The 16187-nt window shown below is 58.6% G+C and carries 13 protein-coding genes and 1 pseudogene; 10 read left to right on the forward strand and 4 right to left on the reverse strand.

The features are described from left to right. Positions 1–100 precede the first annotated feature (100 nt). The 4 genes from ACR0IM_RS08765 to ACR0IM_RS08780 all read left to right on the forward strand — a co-directional run bounded on the left by ACR0IM_RS08765 (position 101) and on the right by ACR0IM_RS08780 (position 6066). Positions 101–2422 carry a DUF1989 domain-containing protein gene (locus tag ACR0IM_RS08765; protein WP_480681547.1) on the forward strand — a complete coding sequence of 774 codons (2322 nt, stop codon included), beginning with the start codon at positions 101–103 and terminating at the stop codon, positions 2420–2422. 34 nt (positions 2423–2456) lie between these two features. After that, positions 2457–3425: an ABC transporter substrate-binding protein gene (locus ACR0IM_RS08770; RefSeq protein WP_480591574.1), complete on the forward strand. Its 969-nt coding sequence runs from the start codon at positions 2457–2459 to the stop codon at positions 3423–3425. Positions 3426–3488: 63 nt separating this feature from the next. After that, positions 3489–4538, forward strand: a complete 1050-nt coding sequence (locus tag ACR0IM_RS08775) for a quaternary amine ABC transporter ATP-binding protein (protein WP_480591571.1) — start codon at positions 3489–3491, stop codon at positions 4536–4538. Between the two features lie 10 nt (positions 4539–4548). Beyond that, complete coding sequence (locus ACR0IM_RS08780) at positions 4549–6066, forward strand: ABC transporter permease (protein WP_480681548.1); 1518 nt, start codon at positions 4549–4551, stop codon at positions 6064–6066. Between the two features lie 75 nt (positions 6067–6141). On the opposite strand, the gene ACR0IM_RS08785 is transcribed toward ACR0IM_RS08780, so the two are convergent. The 4 genes and pseudogenes from ACR0IM_RS08785 to ACR0IM_RS08800 form a co-directional block, all read right to left on the reverse strand. After that, a complete protein-coding gene (locus tag ACR0IM_RS08785) occupies positions 6142–6441 on the reverse strand; it encodes a hypothetical protein (RefSeq protein ID WP_480641668.1) in 300 nt (99 codons plus the stop codon). Between the two features lie 6 nt (positions 6442–6447). Further along, positions 6448–6639 carry a hypothetical protein gene (locus tag ACR0IM_RS08790; protein WP_480591562.1) on the reverse strand — a complete coding sequence of 64 codons (192 nt, stop codon included), beginning with the start codon at positions 6637–6639 and terminating at the stop codon, positions 6448–6450. A gap of 36 nt (positions 6640–6675) precedes the next feature. Next, positions 6676–7400: pseudogene (locus ACR0IM_RS08795) on the reverse strand (cupin domain-containing protein). Between the two features lie 152 nt (positions 7401–7552). Further along, on the reverse strand, positions 7553–8440 hold the full coding sequence (locus ACR0IM_RS08800) for a LysR family transcriptional regulator (protein ID WP_480681549.1): 888 nt from the start codon (positions 8438–8440) through the stop codon (positions 7553–7555). Positions 8441–8566: 126 nt separating this feature from the next. Between ACR0IM_RS08800 and ACR0IM_RS08805 the strand changes: the two genes are divergently transcribed. The 6 genes from ACR0IM_RS08805 (at position 8567) to ACR0IM_RS08830 (ending at position 16180) form a co-directional block, all read left to right on the forward strand. Continuing rightward, the gene (locus ACR0IM_RS08805; RefSeq protein ID WP_480681551.1) at positions 8567–9190 is read left to right on the forward strand and encodes a glutathione S-transferase family protein; all 624 of its coding nucleotides are present in this window, start codon (positions 8567–8569) and stop codon (positions 9188–9190) included. A gap of 60 nt (positions 9191–9250) precedes the next feature. Continuing rightward, complete coding sequence (locus ACR0IM_RS08810; protein WP_480681552.1) at positions 9251–11308, forward strand: FAD-binding oxidoreductase; 2058 nt, start codon at positions 9251–9253, stop codon at positions 11306–11308. A gap of 87 nt (positions 11309–11395) precedes the next feature. Continuing rightward, positions 11396–12475 carry a cysteine synthase A gene (gene cysK / locus ACR0IM_RS08815; protein ID WP_480681554.1) on the forward strand — a complete coding sequence of 360 codons (1080 nt, stop codon included), beginning with the start codon at positions 11396–11398 and terminating at the stop codon, positions 12473–12475. Positions 12476–12587: 112 nt separating this feature from the next. Continuing rightward, positions 12588–14894 (forward strand): fatty acid cis/trans isomerase, encoded by a 2307-nt coding sequence (locus ACR0IM_RS08820; RefSeq protein ID WP_480681556.1) that lies wholly within the window; start codon positions 12588–12590, stop codon positions 14892–14894. Positions 14895–14986: 92 nt separating this feature from the next. Next, a complete protein-coding gene (gene trhA, locus ACR0IM_RS08825) occupies positions 14987–15655 on the forward strand; it encodes a PAQR family membrane homeostasis protein TrhA (protein WP_480681557.1) in 669 nt (222 codons plus the stop codon). A 324-nt stretch (positions 15656–15979) separates the two neighbouring features. Then, on the forward strand, positions 15980–16180 hold the full coding sequence (locus ACR0IM_RS08830) for a hypothetical protein (protein WP_480681558.1): 201 nt from the start codon (positions 15980–15982) through the stop codon (positions 16178–16180). Positions 16181–16187: the final 7 nt, after the last annotated feature.

The raw sequence follows: 16187 nt of genomic DNA on the forward strand, positions 1-16187 counted from the left end.
TTTTGCATCCGTTTTGCTGATCATTAAGGAAAGAGTTGACATATGTAACTAGTTTCAGCAAGCTCTGTAACTAGTTACATAGCAAGAATCTGAAACCACTATGCAGGAATCTTCGGTCTTACATGCGTTCACGAATACCGGGCTGGACAGCCCCGGCCGTCGGTTTCCGGGGTTCCCAAAGGCCTCGGGCACGCGGACGCACAAGCTGGCCCCGCGAGAGACGGTTCGGCTGACAATGATGCCTGGGGATTTGCTGTCGCTGCAAGGCCTCGGCTCGGGTCAACCGCTGGAACTGGCAGTGTTCACCGAGGACGGGCAGGCCACCCACGAAGCTTTGGGGTTGGTGGCGAACACACAGATCAATTGCGCTGATTTTGACAGCGCCGGTTTTACTGGCTGGATCGAGGCGCAGGGCGGAGGGCTACCCGTTTCCGGTCACCAACTGTGTCAGACCGCCGAGCCGTTGATCCTGCGAACGGATCAGAAGGTGACCGTCTGGGCCATCCGGCCCGTGGCGGCTTCGGCTTTGATCAAGGGCGCAAATACTGATTGTGTCACGGTCCGACATAAACCCACAGCTTCGAGAGGTCCGCATTTGCCCCCCCTGCTGGGAGACACGCGGGATGAATTCACCGTGCCGCGGGGCAGCGCCTTCGCCTATGAGCTTAAGGCGGGGGAATTCGTTCAGATCATTGATGTCGAGGGGCAGCAATGCTCCGATTTCATGGCGCTGCGGTCCGATGGTTTGGACCGGGGGGCCGAGTGGATGATCGACTCGACCGCCACCCGGTCGATGGTGCGACGCGCCTACCCCGGCCCCGGTTTGCTGGACAAGTTTTTCGACCGTGAGATGCGGCCCTTGCTGAACGTCGTACAGGATACCTGCGGGCGGCATGACACATTTGGTCTGGCCTGCACCGCGCGTGGTTATGAGGAGCGGGGCTTCCCCGGTCATCTGAATTGTTCTGACAACATGTCGAACGCACTGGCACCTTATGGCGTAGCACGGCGCTCGGCGTGGCCTGCGATCAACTTCTTCTGGAACACATGGATCGACCCGGCAACGCATCACATTCTGACCGAGGAATCCTACTCGCGGCCCGGAGACTATGTGACCATGCGCGCGCTTGAGGATCTGGTCTGCGTCTCGACCGCCTGTCCCGATGATATCGATCCGATCAACGGTTGGAACCCGACCGATGTGCATGTGCGCATCTACCGCGCCAAAACACCTATCCGCCGCGCGGTTGCCTATCGTGAAAAGGAAGATGCCCCCATGTCGATCAGTCAGGAGTCCGCCTTTCACGACCGTCTTGCCCCGCTGACCCAGCATTTTGCCCCGGCGCGCGATCTGTGGGCTCCCGTCAGCTACCCTGCCCATGGTACTTTGGGTGAATACTGGGCCTGCCGTGAAGCTGTGACCGTGCAGGATATGAGCGGCCTGCGCAAGTTCGACATCGTCGGCCCGGATGCCGAGGCGCTGATGCAACTGGCCACGACTCGCAACGTGGCAAAACTGCCGGTCTGGCGCGGGTCTTATACCTTGATGTGCGACGAAAGTGGCTCGGTCATCGATGATGGCACCTTGTTCCGCCTTGCGCCAGAGATTTTCCGTTGGTGTTGCGGGGCCGAAGAAAGTGGGCGGACGTTGCGGGAACTGGCCGACGCGCGCGGCCTGCAAGTGCGTGTCCACGCGTTGCGTGGCGCGATGCCGAACCTAGCCATCCAAGGGCCTAAATCGCGCGAGTTGTTGCGCAAAATTGCCTTTACGCAACCGCACGTGCCATCGCTGGACCATCTGAAATGGTTTGGTGTCACGGTCGCGCGGCTGAACGACCGCGAGGGCGCGCCTTTCATGTTGTCCCGCTCGGGTTATACCGGGGAATTGGGGTACGAGATTTTCTGCTCCAAATCCGACGCTGTTGCGATCTGGGACGCGGTGATGGCCGCCGGTGAAGAATTCGGGATCACCCCGATGGGCTTGGCCGCGCTGGACATCATCCGGATTGAGGCCGGTTTGGCCGCGGCCAACGCTGAGTTCGCGCCGGGCGTGGATGCGTTTGAGGCCGGGTTGGGCTTTGCCGTTGACCTGAATAAATCCGATTTCACCGGAAAGGCCGCGCTGGAACGCAATGCGCGCGAGCCGCGCCGGGTACTCAAAGGGCTGTTGATAGGCTGCGATGATCTGCCCCGACATGGTGCCCCGATTTTTGCGGGTGAGCGACAGGTGGGTGTGGTCACCTCGGCCACTCGCTCACCGATGCTGGAACACGCGATTGCAATGGCAAGGCTGTCGGTCGAACACGCGGATAACGGAACCCAACTGGAGATCGGCCAGCTCGACGGGCGGATGAAACGCCTGAAAGCCTCCGTCTCTGACATTCCATTCATAGACCCGCAACGCAAGCGGGCGCGCGCCTGATGCGCATGTAACTCAACGCTATGGGAGAAGACCTATGAAGAAACTCACATTGACCGCAACTCTGGCCCTGACTTTGGGCGCAACAACGGCGATGGCACAAGAAAAGGTCATGGTGGGTGAGCCCAGCTGGCCCGGCGCCAAGATCATGAGCCGGGTGATTGGTCAGGTCATCGAAACCCGTCTTGGCGGTGAGGTCGGTTATGCCCCCGGCGCCAATGCGGTGATCTTTGCGGCCATGGATGGCGGGCGCGGGGATATTGACGTGCACCCGGATGTCTGGCTGCCGAACCAGTCCTCGTTCACGGATGAATATGTCGATCAGAAAGGTACCGTGGCACTGTCCTCTGGCAGTTATGAGGGCCGTGCCGGGATTTGCGTGCCGAACTACATGGTAGATGATCACAACATCAAATCCATCTACGATCTGGCCACGCCAATGGCGCAGGAACTGTTCGATTCGGATGGTGACGGCCTGGGAGAAGTGTGGGTTGGTGCATCCGGCTGGGCCTCAACCAACACGTTCAAGGTACGGGTGCGCGACTACGGGATAGAGACCTTTCTGACGCCGACTACCGAAGATGAAACCGTGTTCTATTCGCGGCTGAAGGATCAGATCGACCAGCAGAAAGGCGCGGCCTTCTACTGCTATGCGCCGCATTACGTCCATGCGTTATATGACGTGACTATTCTGGAAGAGCCCGAGCATGACGCGGCTACCTACAAAATGGTGCAGCCGGATCAGGACGCGGACTGGTACAACAAATCGCATGTCAGCACTGGCGAGCCGGTCAAAACCGTGACAGTTGCGCATTCGAAATCGCTGGAGCAGCGCAACCCGGCGGCGGCTTCGTTCTTAGCCAATATCGACATGGATGCGGGTGAGCTGAGCGGTTTGACCTACGAGGTTGTGGTCAAGGGCCGTGACACCGATGAGGTCGTGGCCGAATGGATCGCCGCCAATGGCGACACGATCGACGGCTGGCTGGGCCTGACCACCAACTAAAGCCAATTTGCCCCCGGGTCTCCGGGGGCACCACTCAACACAATCAACAGCGGTGGGGCCGATATGACAGCGGAAATCGCAATCGATGCAAAAGGCGTTTGGAAAGTATTCGGCGCACGGTCGCAAGAGGCTTTGAACGCCATCCACAGTGAAGGACTGAGCAAGGCCGAGGTGCTGGATCGCTTCAACTGCGTTGTTGGAGTGGCCGATGCAAGTTTCGAGATCGAACGGGGTGAGCTGTTCTGTGTCATGGGCCTGTCAGGTTCGGGCAAATCGACCCTTGTACGCCATGTGAACCGTCTGCTGGAGCCGACCGATGGTCATATCTATCTGGACGGTGATGATGTGATGGGCCTGAATGATGAGGGCCTGCGCGACCTGCGTAACCGCCGTGTCGCAATGGTGTTCCAAAACTTCGGCCTGATGCCCCACCGTACTGTGCGTGACAACGTTGCGATGCCGCTGGAAATACGTGGCACAGGCAAAGCCCGTCGTTGGGAAGAAGCCGACCGGGTGTTGGAACTGGTCGAGCTAAATGGCTGGGAGGATAAATACGCCCATGAGCTGTCGGGCGGGATGCAGCAGCGCGTGGGTCTGGCCCGGGCCATCGCTGCCGACCCGGAGATTTTGCTGATGGATGAGCCGTTCTCGGCGCTCGACCCACTGATCCGCAAGCAGTTGCAGGATCAGTTCATGGATCTGAGCCACAAGCTGAACAAGACCACAATGTTCATCACCCATGACCTCGACGAAGCGATCCGCATCGGCCATCGCATTGCGATCATGAAGGACGGGCGCATCGTGCAGATCGGCACACCGGAAGAGATCATCCTCAATCCCGCTGACGATTATGTGGCGGATTTCGTGGCGGGGATCTCCAAGCTCAACATGATCTTCGCTCATGCAGTGATGAAACCGGTCGACGAGTTCGAAGCGCATCACGGCGAAGTGCCCGACGACGCGAAAGAGGCCCATCCGGATATGGATCTGTCAGATCTGATGAACCTTTGTGTGGACGGCCACGGAGTCGTGGCGGTGACGCAGGACGGCAAGACCGTGGGTGTGATCAACCGTGCGGGCCTAATCCGTGCGATTCAAGACAGCCAGGCATAAGGGGACCGCTATGAAACATGTTGATATGCAACAGATCCAACCGGAAACCGCCGACCGCCTAAATGGCCTGATCGGAGATTTCGTGGGGCAGGGGCAATCCTACTACCAGAAAACTTTTGCCTATATGATGCAGGCGCCAGGCTATCGCTTCACTCTGAACAAGGCGGCAGCGCTCCTGGGGCCAATCTGGTTCGGGGCCAGGGGGCTCTGGTCGTGGTTTCTGGGGTTCTTGCTGCTGGAAACGTTGGCCTACATCCAGATCGGACTTGGCCTGTTTGGCGATCTGGGACGTGAGTTCCGCGAACGGGCAGAGCAGATTGAGCAGACACTTGAGTTGCGGCGTCAACAGATCGCGGCGGCAGAACAATCCGGGGCCGCGTCGCTGGAGTCCCTGAAACGTGCGGCAGAGTCGCTGGAGGGTGCCCTGGCCGGTGCGCAGGACGCAGCCAAAAGCGCGGACTCAACCGGCCTGACATATCTCGCGATCGGGATCGTCCTGCTGCTAGCAGTCAAGTTTCTCGCGGCTTCGCTGGCCAACTGGACGCTCGAGGGGCAGTTCGCACGCTGGCGCTCGGACCCGAGCGTTGCGCATGGATGGTCGTTTCCCCGACTGATCGTTGCCTCGGCCTTGACCGGAGTGGTCGTGATCCTGTCGATGATCAAGTTTGCGCAACCTGATGCCCTGGCAGTGCTGAAGACCTTTCCGACCAACCGCGACTGGCGTCTAAACGTAGGCGACGGCGTGCAGGCAGTGTTCGAATGGACCAAAACTGCCGGTCGTGGCTTTTTCGACGGGCTGACCTATGGAATGCGCACCCTTCTGGATTGGATCGAGGTGGTTCTTGTCGATACCCCCTGGCCAGTCGTGGCGCTGGTGATCATCATGCTGGCCTACCTGTCCGCCGGAGCGCGCGTAGCGATCTTCACCGGGGCGGCGCTGGCCTATCTGGGTTTGCTGGATTTCTGGGAAAAGGCGATGACCACGATTGCGCTGCTGGGGGCGGCGGCGCTGATCTCGATTACATTAGGCATTCCGCTGGGAATCTATTGTGCCCGTCGTCCGCGTGCCTTTGCCATCGTGCGGCCCATTCTGGATTTTATGCAGTCGATGCCGTCCTTCGTCTATCTGATCCCGGTGGTGGCATTCATCGGGTCGGGCAAACCGGCGGGCGTGGTTGCCACCATGATTTTCGGCAGCCCTCCGGTAATCCGTTTCACCGTTCTGGGCCTGCAACAGGTGCCCGAAACCGTGCGTGAGGCTGCGATGGCATTCGGCGCTACACCACGATACCTGTTGTGGCGCGTGGATCTGCCGCTGGCGCACAAGACCATCATGGCGGGTGTGAACCAGACCATTCTGATGTCGCTGGCCATGGTCGTCGTTGCCTCGCTGATCGGAGCCAAGGGGCTGGGCGAAGATGTTTTGGAGGCGCTGCAATACGCGGCGGCGGGGCAGGGCATTCTGGCTGGTCTGGCGATCCTGTTCTGTGCGCTTATTCTTGATCGGATCGTGGCCGGTAAGAAATAGCGCTTAACGCGGAAGCGGCATCAACAGCGGGATTTCAGCACGACCACGGCCTCGTCAAAGGTCTGCACACTCTCTTCAGCGCGGGCGGACAGGTGCGCCCCTTCCAGCAGCGCTAGCTTCCGAGGTCGGATGTGCGACGCCTGAGATCGACTTGTCTGTAGTTCCGAGTGCAAAGACCGCCTCGATCCGCCCCGCCATCATGGCACGGAAACTTTTGGTCTTTTCGATGACCTCGTCCGACAGACTTTCGCGACTGCTGATCAGCGACACACACAGGCACAGGGTTTTGCCGTCGTTCAGGCATCTCGATATAGCCGGATCAGCGCTCGCAAGCGTTCGGCCCCGGTGTCGTGGGTGGCTTCGGTTTCCCGGCATTCTGCCTCAGGCTTCGCATGGTATCTGTTTATCAGCGCGGCGGTCAGCGTGGCCTTGGTGGGAAAATGATAAGTAGAGCGACGCTTTGCGGATGCTGATGGCCTCGGCCAGATCAGCGTAGCTGAACCCGTCAAACCCGCACGCGCGGGCGGCGCGTTCCGCAACGTCCAGCAAAGCGGTTTTGGTGTCGGTGACCATGCGGCTTCATGCCTTTTCCGTTTCGATGCGAGCCTTTTAGTCTGTCAGACTGCAGCCCGGTTTTGTATTTCCCGAGCAAGTGAATGCAATCACCTGGATCTGCAGTGCGCGGGCATAGCGTAGGTACCCGGTTTTCATCCAGACCTTCGCCCCATCTGGGCCTGCTATGGCCGACAGGGCTTGGCCTTGGGGAAGAGGTAACAAGCCGTTCTTTTTCAGTTGGTCGCCTTCGGTGGTGATTGACCCGTCGATAACCAGCAATTCAATTCCACCAGGTGCGTTGGAAGTCAGGGCCGCGCCCGCGCCCAGGTGGCTTTAGGTGACCTCGTCGCGTGTGTCCTTGTGAAGGATCGTAGCGGCTACGCCATTCACTGCGGCGGCCAACTCATCCTCCATTTTTTTGTGAAACTAGGTGCGGTCGTCCATGTCGAACTGCCAGAGTTTGACGAAGATGGTGCAGTCGGGTTTCGAGCCCGGCGTATGCTGGTTGGTCGGCGGGTTGCATACATAGGTCCCGGCAGGGAAATTCCGTGTTCGTCCTGAAATACGCCGTCCAGCACGATGAACTCCTCACCTCCCGTATTAGTGTGGGCCGAGAACTGACTGCCTGGCGCGAAGCGCACAATAGTGGTAGCGCGGGCGACCTCGCCCCCGATCCTGTCCAACATGCGCCGATCCACGCCCGTCATGGGCGAGGCCTGCCACTCAAGCTGATCAGAGTGAACAACGACGCGGGAAGAGAAGTCCGAGTTGAGTTCCATGGAAACGATCCTTTCAGCTGAGAAGTACAGGGGTTAAAACTCCTGGACAGAAACACTGATTGCGTCATCTATCAATTGATAGGTAGGTGATTTGGCAACCATAGCAAATGTATTGATTTAAGTGCCTCACTGGGATTTGAGATAAGCGAGCTTCAAGCTCCTCGCATCTCTGCCGCCAGAAAGTCGATCAACGCCCGTATCCTGGCGGTTAGATGGCGATTTTGCGGATAGGCGGCATAAAGGCCAAGCGAAACCGCTTCTTGCGCTTCGAAAATAAGTTGCAGTTTTCCCGCGTTCAGGAACGGCTGTGCAGTGTACAGGGGAATGCGTCCGATCCCCAGCCCATCGGCAGCCATATGGGCCACGGCGCGCGGCGAGTTTGCGCGGAAATTGCCGGACACCGGAACCGAATACTCCCCGTCCGAACCCTTGAAGGTCCAGTGGTCGATGTTGCTGCCGGTGGTTTGCAACAGGCAATTGTGCGAAGCCAGTGCCGCGGGGTCTTTCGGGGTTCCGTAATCTGCCAGATAGCTCGGCGACACACAGCATACGATCCGCATATTCATGAGTTTACGGGCTACAAGGTTCGAGTCTTTCAGGACGCCAAACCGAATAGCCAGATCATAGCCTTCCTCGACCATCGGGACATGGTGATCCGACAGGTGCAGTTCGATCGAGACCTTTGCATGTTCGGTCTGAAAGGGTTTCAACATATGGATCAGTTCCGCCGACCCGAACCCGGTTGGTGCGGTGATCCGGATACGGCCAGCCAGTTCGGATTGGCGTTGCTGGACAAGGCCTTCCAGTTCATCGAACTGCTCCAACAGCGGCAAGCAGCGTTCGTAATAGGCGCGTCCAGTATCGGTCAGGGTGACGCTGCGGGTGGTGCGGTTGAACAGCTGGGCGTTCAGGCGGTCCTCGAGTTGGCCGACATACTTGCTGGCCAGCTTGGTGCTAATGCCAATCTGCCGCGCGCCTTCGGTGAAGGACGAATGCGCTGCCACGGCCGCAAAGGCCCTCATGCCCTGGATTGTATCCATTATCTACGCCGTGTTCATAGTAATTCATCAGATAGGTATATTATCGCCTTGAAGAAATCAATTTATGTCTGGTGCTCAGATGCTGATCCTCAGCCGAACCCCTTCAGTCAGAGAAAGAGCTACCAGATGTCCAATACCATCCGAATTCACAGTTTCCCGTTATCCGGCCATGCTCATCGCGCACTTCTGTTCGCCAGCCTTGCCGGTATCAAGCACGACGTCATCGATGTTGATCTGGTCGGAGGTGAACACAAGGGCGATGCGTTTTTGGCGTTGAACCCCGCGGGGCAGGTGCCGGTACTGGAAGACGGTGACGTGGTTGTCAGCGACAGCAATGCCATCTTGGTCTATCTGGCCCGGAAATATGCACCATCTTATCTGCCAACAGATCCGGTGCTTGAAGCCGAGGTGCAGAAATTCCTGACCCTCGCGGCAGGCGAGATCGCCTTCGGCCCTGCTGCCGCGCGGCTTATCACCGTGTTCAACGCGCCGCTGGACGTGGATTTCACACATGCCACCGCCGCCAAGGTTCTGGGCAAGCTGGACGCGCATCTGGAAGGGCGGGATTGGTTGGTCGGCGACGCGCCTACCATCGCGGATGTCGCGATCTACAGCTACACCGCGCACGCGCCGGAAGGCGGTGTTTCACTGGAGCCTTACGCAAATGTGCGCCGCCTGCTGGCTAATATCGAGGCGCTGGACGGCTTTGTTCCGATGCCCCGCACGGCGGTTGGTCTGCACGCCGCCTGACACCAAACCTGTCCGGTTGCGCCTCGGCGCAACCGGCCCCTTCGACACATGAGGTCCGTCATGAATGTTCCGGTCACCATCGATAGATCACCCTTTCACACAGGCGAACAAACCATGCAGGCCCGTGTTGGGAAGCGGGAGAAGGTCGAAAAAATTGGCCGCGACTTTATCCGCACCTACATGCCCGATCAGCATCGGGAGTTCTTTGGCAAACTGCCGTTCATCGTTCTGGGTAGCGTGGATTCAGACGGGTGGCCCTGGGCGTCGATGATCTCGGGCAGACCGGGGTTTGTCAGCTCGCCCAATGTCCGGCGGCTGGACGTTGCGATCCGGCCGTTGGAAGACGACCCACTGGGCGCTGCATTGCAAGCCGGTGCCCCTATCGGTGTGGTGGGGGTGGAACTGTCCACACGGCGCCGAAACCGGATGAATGCGACCTTAGGCCGTGCCGATGAATGCGGCTTTTCACTGGATGTGGTGCAGTCCTTTGGAAACTGCCCGCAGTATATACAAACCCATGATGTGACCTTTGTCCGAGAGCCTGAGGCCGATGTCGCGCGCGCCCGCAGTGACCGGTTCTCGGAACTGGATGCGCAGGCACGTGAAATGATTGCGACCGCCAATTCCTTTTACGTAGCCAGTTCTGTGAATACCTCTGACCACACGGGCGTAGATGTGTCGCACAGGGGCGGGCGCTCGGGTTTCGTCAAGGTCGACGGCAACAGCCTGCTGGTGCCTGACTTTTCTGGCAACAACTTCTTCAACACGCTGGGCAATTTCCTTGTGAATCCCCGGTCGGGTCTGTTGTTTCCGGATTACCGGACCGGAGATCTGTTGATGCTGACCGGAACGGTAGAGGTTCTGGACGAAGATCATCCCGATATCGCCGCGTTCCAAGGTGCGAACCGCGGCTGGCTGTTTCATCTGCATCATGGGCTGCGCATCCATGACGCCTTGCCGTTTCGGGCTGAATTTCTGGAATTCTCGCCCAACAGCCTGATGGGGGATGACTGGAAAACGGTTGAGGCCCGACAAAAGGCTGAAAAGCAACGTCGCCAGTGGCGGACCCTGCGGGTCGCCTCGGTGCGCGATGAAAGCGAGGTGATCCGGTCCTTTACCTTTGAGCCGACGGACGAGTTGCCCTTGCTGCCCTTTGAGGCGGGTCAGTTTCTGACGCTTCGCGTCCAGCCCGAAGGCAGGACGCCAGTGACCCGGACCTACACTGTCTCTTCTGCCCCGGCGGATGCCAGTTACAGAATATCGGTCAAGCGTGAGCCCGGCGGCGCGGTGTCGAACCATCTGCATGACAAGCTTGCGGTCGGGGACCTTGTTGAGGTCCAGGCCCCCAAAGGCCGGTTCTTCCTGAACCCGGCCGAGACCCGCCCCGCGGTTCTGTTTGCCGGAGGGGTCGGTATCACGCCGATAATGTCGATGATGCGCCACGTCCTGAACGAAGGTGTGCGCACCCGACACACCCGCAGGCTAACCGTATTCCACGCAGCGCAGACCGTGGCGCAGCGGGCCTTTCATACGGATTTGCGCCGGGCCGAGGCGACAAGCGATGGCAAGATCCGCTATGTGTCGGTCATCTCGCGGCCCGAAAAGGGCAAGCAGGCAGGGGTGGATTTTGATACCGCAGGCTACATCACACCCGCGCTGATCCGCGACACGCTGCCCTTGGACGACTACGATTTCTTTCTCTGCGGCCCGCCGTCCTTCATGCAAGCCGTCTACGACATGCTTCGCGAACTGGGTGCAAGGGATGATCGGATATTCGCCGAAAGCTTTGGCCCTGCGGCGTTGAAACGGCGTCCTGGTGATGGTGCCATACCCAAACCACAGCCCGAGGCCGAGGCGGCCCAGGTTACCTTCAAGGCCAGCGGGCACAGGGCAAATTGGGTGAAAGGCGGGCCGACGCTGTTGGAAACGGCTGAGGCTGAGGGGTTGGCGCCATCTTTCTCTTGTCGCTCGGGGTCTTGCGGCAGCTGCCTGACGCGCAAAATCGCCGGTAAAATCGCCTATCGCACTGAGCCAACGGCGGATCATTCCGAAGACGAGGTGCTGATCTGTTGCGCCGTACCCGCTGAAGGAACAAACGAGGTGATTTTAGATCTTTAGCCCGAGCTTACAGAAAGGGTTCGGGACATTGACCCGGACGCAGGTTAGAAAGATGGGATTGCACCTGTGATCAAGTGAGGATTTCCGATGACCAACTCAAAGCTCAGAACCACCTCGGGCAATGGCCGTATTTATGACAGCGTGCTCGACACGATCGGCAACACGCCCACGATCCGCATCAATAATCTGGGGCCCGAAGGCGTCAATCTGTTCGTGAAGTGCGAGGCCTTCAACCCCGCCGGTTCGGTCAAGGATCGCCTTGCGGTCAACATCATCGAGGCCGCCGAGCGCAGCGGGGCCCTGAAGCCCGGTCAAACCGTGGTCGAGGCGACCAGTGGCAATACCGGCATCGGTCTGGCTATGGTCTGTGCGCAAAAGGGTTACCCTCTGGTCGTCACAATGGCCGAGAGCTTTTCCACCGAACGCCGTCAATTGATGCGGATGCTGGGGGCCAAGGTCGTGCTGACACCCAAGGAAGAAAAAGGCTTTGGCATGTATCGCAAGGCCGCCGAACTGGCCGAAAAACACGGCTGGTTCCTGGCGCGCCAGTTCGAAACACCGGCCAATGCCGAGATTCACGCCGCCACGACCGCGCGGGAAATTTTGGGCGATTTCAACGGGGAGCCGCTGGATTACTTCGTGACCGGCTATGGGACCGGCGGCACGATCACCGGTGTCTCGCGTGTTCTGCGTGCCGAGTGGCCCGATACGAAGATCATCCTGTCCGAGCCTGCCAACGCGCAGCTGGTGGGCAGTGGTATTGCGACCGAGCGGGGCAAGGACAACGATCCCGTTGCCAGCCACCCGGCGTTTGAACCGCATGTGATTCAAGGCTGGACGCCGGATTTCATCCCCTCGGTCCTTCAGGAATCCATCGACAACAGTTACTTCGATCAGCTGATCCCGGTGCCCGGCCCGGCGGGTGTTGAATGGGCGCAGAAACTGGCCAGCCAAGAGGGGATTCTGACCGGTATTTCCGGCGGTGCGACATTTGCCGTGGCCATGGAAATCGCCGAACAGGCCAAACCCGGCGCTTCTGTCCTGTGTATGCTGCCTGACACGGGTGAGCGGTACCTGAGCACGCCTTTGTTCGGCGACATTTCGGTGGGCATGACCGATGAGGAAGCCGAAATCGCACAATCAACACCGGGTTATCACATCGGCTGACGCCAAGTTGTGTAGGTCTGCCCGGTCGCGTTTCTTGCCTAAAGCCCCCCGTAACTGCAAAGATATTGGCTACGGGGGATGAAGTCCGAAGTCGCGCAGGGGAGGGACGCAGATGCACAAAGTTCGACTGCTGTTGCAGACGACGCTGCTGATGTGCCTGCTTTGCACTTACCCGTTTGCGGCTCGGGCGCAGAACCAGACATGGGCCGAGGTGAAATCGATCATGGATCGCCGCTGTGTCGTTTGCCACAGTTGTTATGACGCGCCATGTCAGTTGAAACTGACGTCACCGGCGGGGATGTTGCGGGGGGCCAGCAAAGAGGCCGTATATCACACCGAGCGTTTGGAGGATGCCCAACCCACCCGACTGGGGATCGACGCACAGACCGTTCCGGAATGGCGGGCGCTGGGGTTTCATACCGTCCTTCGCGGGCAGAAACCGGGTTTGCTTGAGCGGTATCTGGAGTTGGGTCGCCAGAACCCTCTGCCGGCTGACGCCCCCCTTCCTGCGCAGGTTGGTTTGGCAATCGACCGCCCTCTGGTCTGCCCCACCTCGGATGAGTTTGACGCGTTCAGCAAGGCCCACCCGCTTGCGGGTATGCCCTATGGAACAGCACCACTAGCAGAGGCCGAGTTTCAGTCGCTCATGGGCTGGGCACGTGGCGGTGTGGCCCCGCCATCCAACCCGCCCGCCATTCCCGACGCGATCCAGGCTCAGATCGCTGGTTGGGAAGGGTTCCTGAACACAAGCGACCCCCGCAACCAGTTGATGAGCCGGTATCTGTACGAGCATCTGTTTCTCGCCCGGCTCCATTTCCAAGGCGATGATCCGCGGCGGTTCTTCCAACTGGTACGCTCGACCAGGCCGCCGGGCGATGAGATCGACGTAATAGCAACGCGGAGACCGTTCGATGATCCGGGCGCGGCGCCGTTTTACTATCGGTTGCAGCAGGTCACGGAAACGATCGTACACAAGGAACATCTGGTCTATACGCTTGGGCCGGAGCGCATGGCGCGTTATCAACAGCTGTTTCTCGACACCGATTGGACGTTGGCCGAACTGCCCCCGTTTGGGGACGCGGAAGGCGGCAGCCCGTTCAGCACTTTCATAGAGATGCCAGCGCGCAGCCGTTATCAGTTCCTGCTGGATGACGCGCTGTTCTTTGTCCGCAGCTTCATTCGCGGCCCCGTCTGCCATGGCGAAACTGCCGTTGACGTGATCGAGGACCGGTTCTGGGTCAGCTTTCTTGATCCGGATGCGGATTTATCGGTCACCGACCCGAGCTATCTGCAGGAAGGTGCCGCCTATCTGGAACTGCCCGTGTCCGAGGCCGATGCCGGAGTGCTGGGTATGTTGCAGGAGTTCTCGCACAAAAACCAGGTCTCGTACCTTGAGTTTCGGGATGCGCGATACCGGGCTGCGCCGGTGTATCAGACCGGGTTCGACTATGGTTCGATCTGGGATGGCGATGGAACCAATCCCAACGCGCTGATCACGGTGTTTCGGCATTTCGACAATGCCTCGGCCATGACCGGGTTTCACGGCGGTATCCCCGAAACCGCTTGGGTCACCGACTTTCCGATTTTTGAGCGCATCTACTATGACCTCGTGGCGGGCTATGACGTGTTCGGTCGGGTCGAACATCAACTGGCCACGCGGCTTTACATGGACGAGTTGCGGATGGAGAGCGAGGATACCTTTCTTGCCTTTATGCCACGGGACGTCCGGCCGCAGATGCACGAGAGTTGGTACCAAGGCGTTCTGGCCGAATTGCACACCTATTGGCACCGCCGCCGGGTCGATGACAGTTTCCCTACCGGTATTTCCTTTCAAACGGATCAGCCGAAACAGGAATTCCTTCTGACTTTGTTGGAGCACGGCAACGGGCTGTGGCCGGTCACGGACCCGATCAACAGATGCGCGACAGAAAAGTGCCAACCGGGGCAGCCAGTCGACGCACTGCGCGATCTGGCCAATCAAACCGGCGATTGGGTGAAATATCTGCCGGACCTGACGGTTCTGGTGGTCGAGCAAAGCGACGGGGAGACCGCATTATTCACCCTCGTGCATGACAAGGCGCATTACAACGTGGCCTTTCTGTTCGATGAAAAAGCGCGTCGGAACCCCGAGGCGGATGCCCTGACAATTCTTCCGGACCTGATCGGCAGCTATCCGAATTTCTATTTCCACGTCCGACAGGATCAGTTGGAGCCTCTTGTCGGGGCGCTGAAAGGTATTCAGTCGCAAAGCGACTACATGGCCGTGGTGGCGCAATTTGGTGTGCGTCGGACCAGCCCAGAATTCTGGCCATTGAGCGACCGGATTCACGATCTGTTTCAAAAGCAGAAACCGATTCACGCGGGCATTTTCGATCTGAACCGATACAAGGATCCGAAGCCGGGGGATGACCCCACTTAGGTGCGGCGCACTCGTTGGTCTGACACATAGCATTGATCGACCGCGAGGGGCGTTTACTTGCCCGAAATCCCCATGACGCTTAAGTTAAGTCTATGTGGTCTTTTGCAGATATCCGTCCAGCCTATAGCCGCGCCGAGCGTGTGAGCGACGGGGTTGTGCACGTGTTGGGTGTCGCTTCGGCCCTTGTTGCAGTGCCCCTGCTGATCACGGTCACCACTTTTCACCGGTCGGAACCCGAGGCCATTCTGGGGGTCTCGGTCTATGGCGTCACGCTGTTGCTGATGCTGACATTTTCCGCGCTCTACAACATGATTGAAAGCGACAAGTGGTCCGAGCTGCTGCGCCGTCTGGATCACTCTGGCATCTATGTGAAAATTGCTGGCACCTACACGCCGTTCCTTCTGTTGTCGGGCGGGCAGGGGCCGGGGCTTTTGATTGGGTTGTGGTCGTCGGCAACGCTGGGCTCGGTACTGAAGCTGATTGACCCGGTCCGTTTTCGCGGGTTCGGGCTTGTCCTTTATCTGATGATGGGCTGGGCTGTAGTCTGGGCCGGACCTGACATGTTGGGCGAACTGCCATCGGTTGTTGTCTGGCTGATGATTGCAGGTGGTGTGGTCTATACCGTCGGCGTTGCCTTTTATCTGCTGGACCAACTTCCTTTTCACAACACTATTTGGCATGTGTTTGTTCTGACCGGCACGGTTTTGTTTTTCATCGCAATCTCGGTCCGAGTTCTTCTGGGGTCACATCCGGTTGCCTGATTGGATTTCGCGATGACAACCCTTCTGTCACAGATGCTGTGGTGAGAACAGGTGGGTGTGGGCAGTAACTCAAACCGTATTGCGATTGAGGCATATCACGGGTCATTCTGCCCCTGCAGCGGGTGTTTTCCACTGTATCAAGCTGCAGGTTTTTCTCCAACACGCAGTTATTAAATTGAAAAATTGGGGGGTTACTCGCCTTGATAATAATCAATTAAAAGGGTCAGGAAAAATAACTGATGAAAAGAGTCGGATAGAACGAGAACTCTCGATGCTCAAACTTACTTCAGGCTTGTTGCTGCGGACCTGATCAGCGGTGCTGCTATGACCGATCAGGCCTATGGCCCGTTTCCGGTCACTGTAAAAGGCTATGAAGGCGACAAGATCAATTCCGTTTCGTATTCCGGTCAGGTCGCGCGCCACGTGCTGCATGGCAGCCTGAAAAAAAGCGGCAGCCAAAGGCGATGGCGGCAACAATGCGGCCGAAGTCGAGGCACTGATGTTGGCCTATTTCAACGGGTCTGAAGTAGAT

The organism is Ruegeria sp. BF6 (assembly GCF_056538665.1).

What these genes read in the sequence shown, in the direction of transcription:
- ACR0IM_RS08765 (WP_480681547.1), top strand. Translation starts at nt 101, where the DNA reads ATGCAGGAATCTTCGGTCTTACATGCGTTCACGAATACCGGGCTGGAC.
- ACR0IM_RS08770 (WP_480591574.1), top strand. Translation starts at nt 2,457, where the DNA reads ATGAAGAAACTCACATTGACCGCAACTCTGGCCCTGACTTTGGGCGCA.
- ACR0IM_RS08775 (WP_480591571.1), top strand. Translation starts at nt 3,489, where the DNA reads ATGACAGCGGAAATCGCAATCGATGCAAAAGGCGTTTGGAAAGTATTC.
- ACR0IM_RS08780 (WP_480681548.1), top strand. Translation starts at nt 4,549, where the DNA reads ATGAAACATGTTGATATGCAACAGATCCAACCGGAAACCGCCGACCGC.
- ACR0IM_RS08785 (WP_480641668.1), bottom strand. Translation starts at nt 6,441, where the DNA reads ATGCCGGGAAACCGAAGCCACCCACGACACCGGGGCCGAACGCTTGCG.
- ACR0IM_RS08790 (WP_480591562.1), bottom strand. Translation starts at nt 6,639, where the DNA reads ATGGTCACCGACACCAAAACCGCTTTGCTGGACGTTGCGGAACGCGCC.
- ACR0IM_RS08800 (WP_480681549.1), bottom strand. Translation starts at nt 8,440, where the DNA reads ATGGATACAATCCAGGGCATGAGGGCCTTTGCGGCCGTGGCAGCGCAT.
- ACR0IM_RS08805 (WP_480681551.1), top strand. Translation starts at nt 8,567, where the DNA reads ATGTCCAATACCATCCGAATTCACAGTTTCCCGTTATCCGGCCATGCT.
- ACR0IM_RS08810 (WP_480681552.1), top strand. Translation starts at nt 9,251, where the DNA reads ATGAATGTTCCGGTCACCATCGATAGATCACCCTTTCACACAGGCGAA.
- cysK (WP_480681554.1), top strand. Translation starts at nt 11,396, where the DNA reads ATGACCAACTCAAAGCTCAGAACCACCTCGGGCAATGGCCGTATTTAT.
- ACR0IM_RS08820 (WP_480681556.1), top strand. Translation starts at nt 12,588, where the DNA reads ATGCACAAAGTTCGACTGCTGTTGCAGACGACGCTGCTGATGTGCCTG.
- trhA (WP_480681557.1), top strand. Translation starts at nt 14,987, where the DNA reads ATGTGGTCTTTTGCAGATATCCGTCCAGCCTATAGCCGCGCCGAGCGT.
- ACR0IM_RS08830 (WP_480681558.1), top strand. Translation starts at nt 15,980, where the DNA reads ATGACCGATCAGGCCTATGGCCCGTTTCCGGTCACTGTAAAAGGCTAT.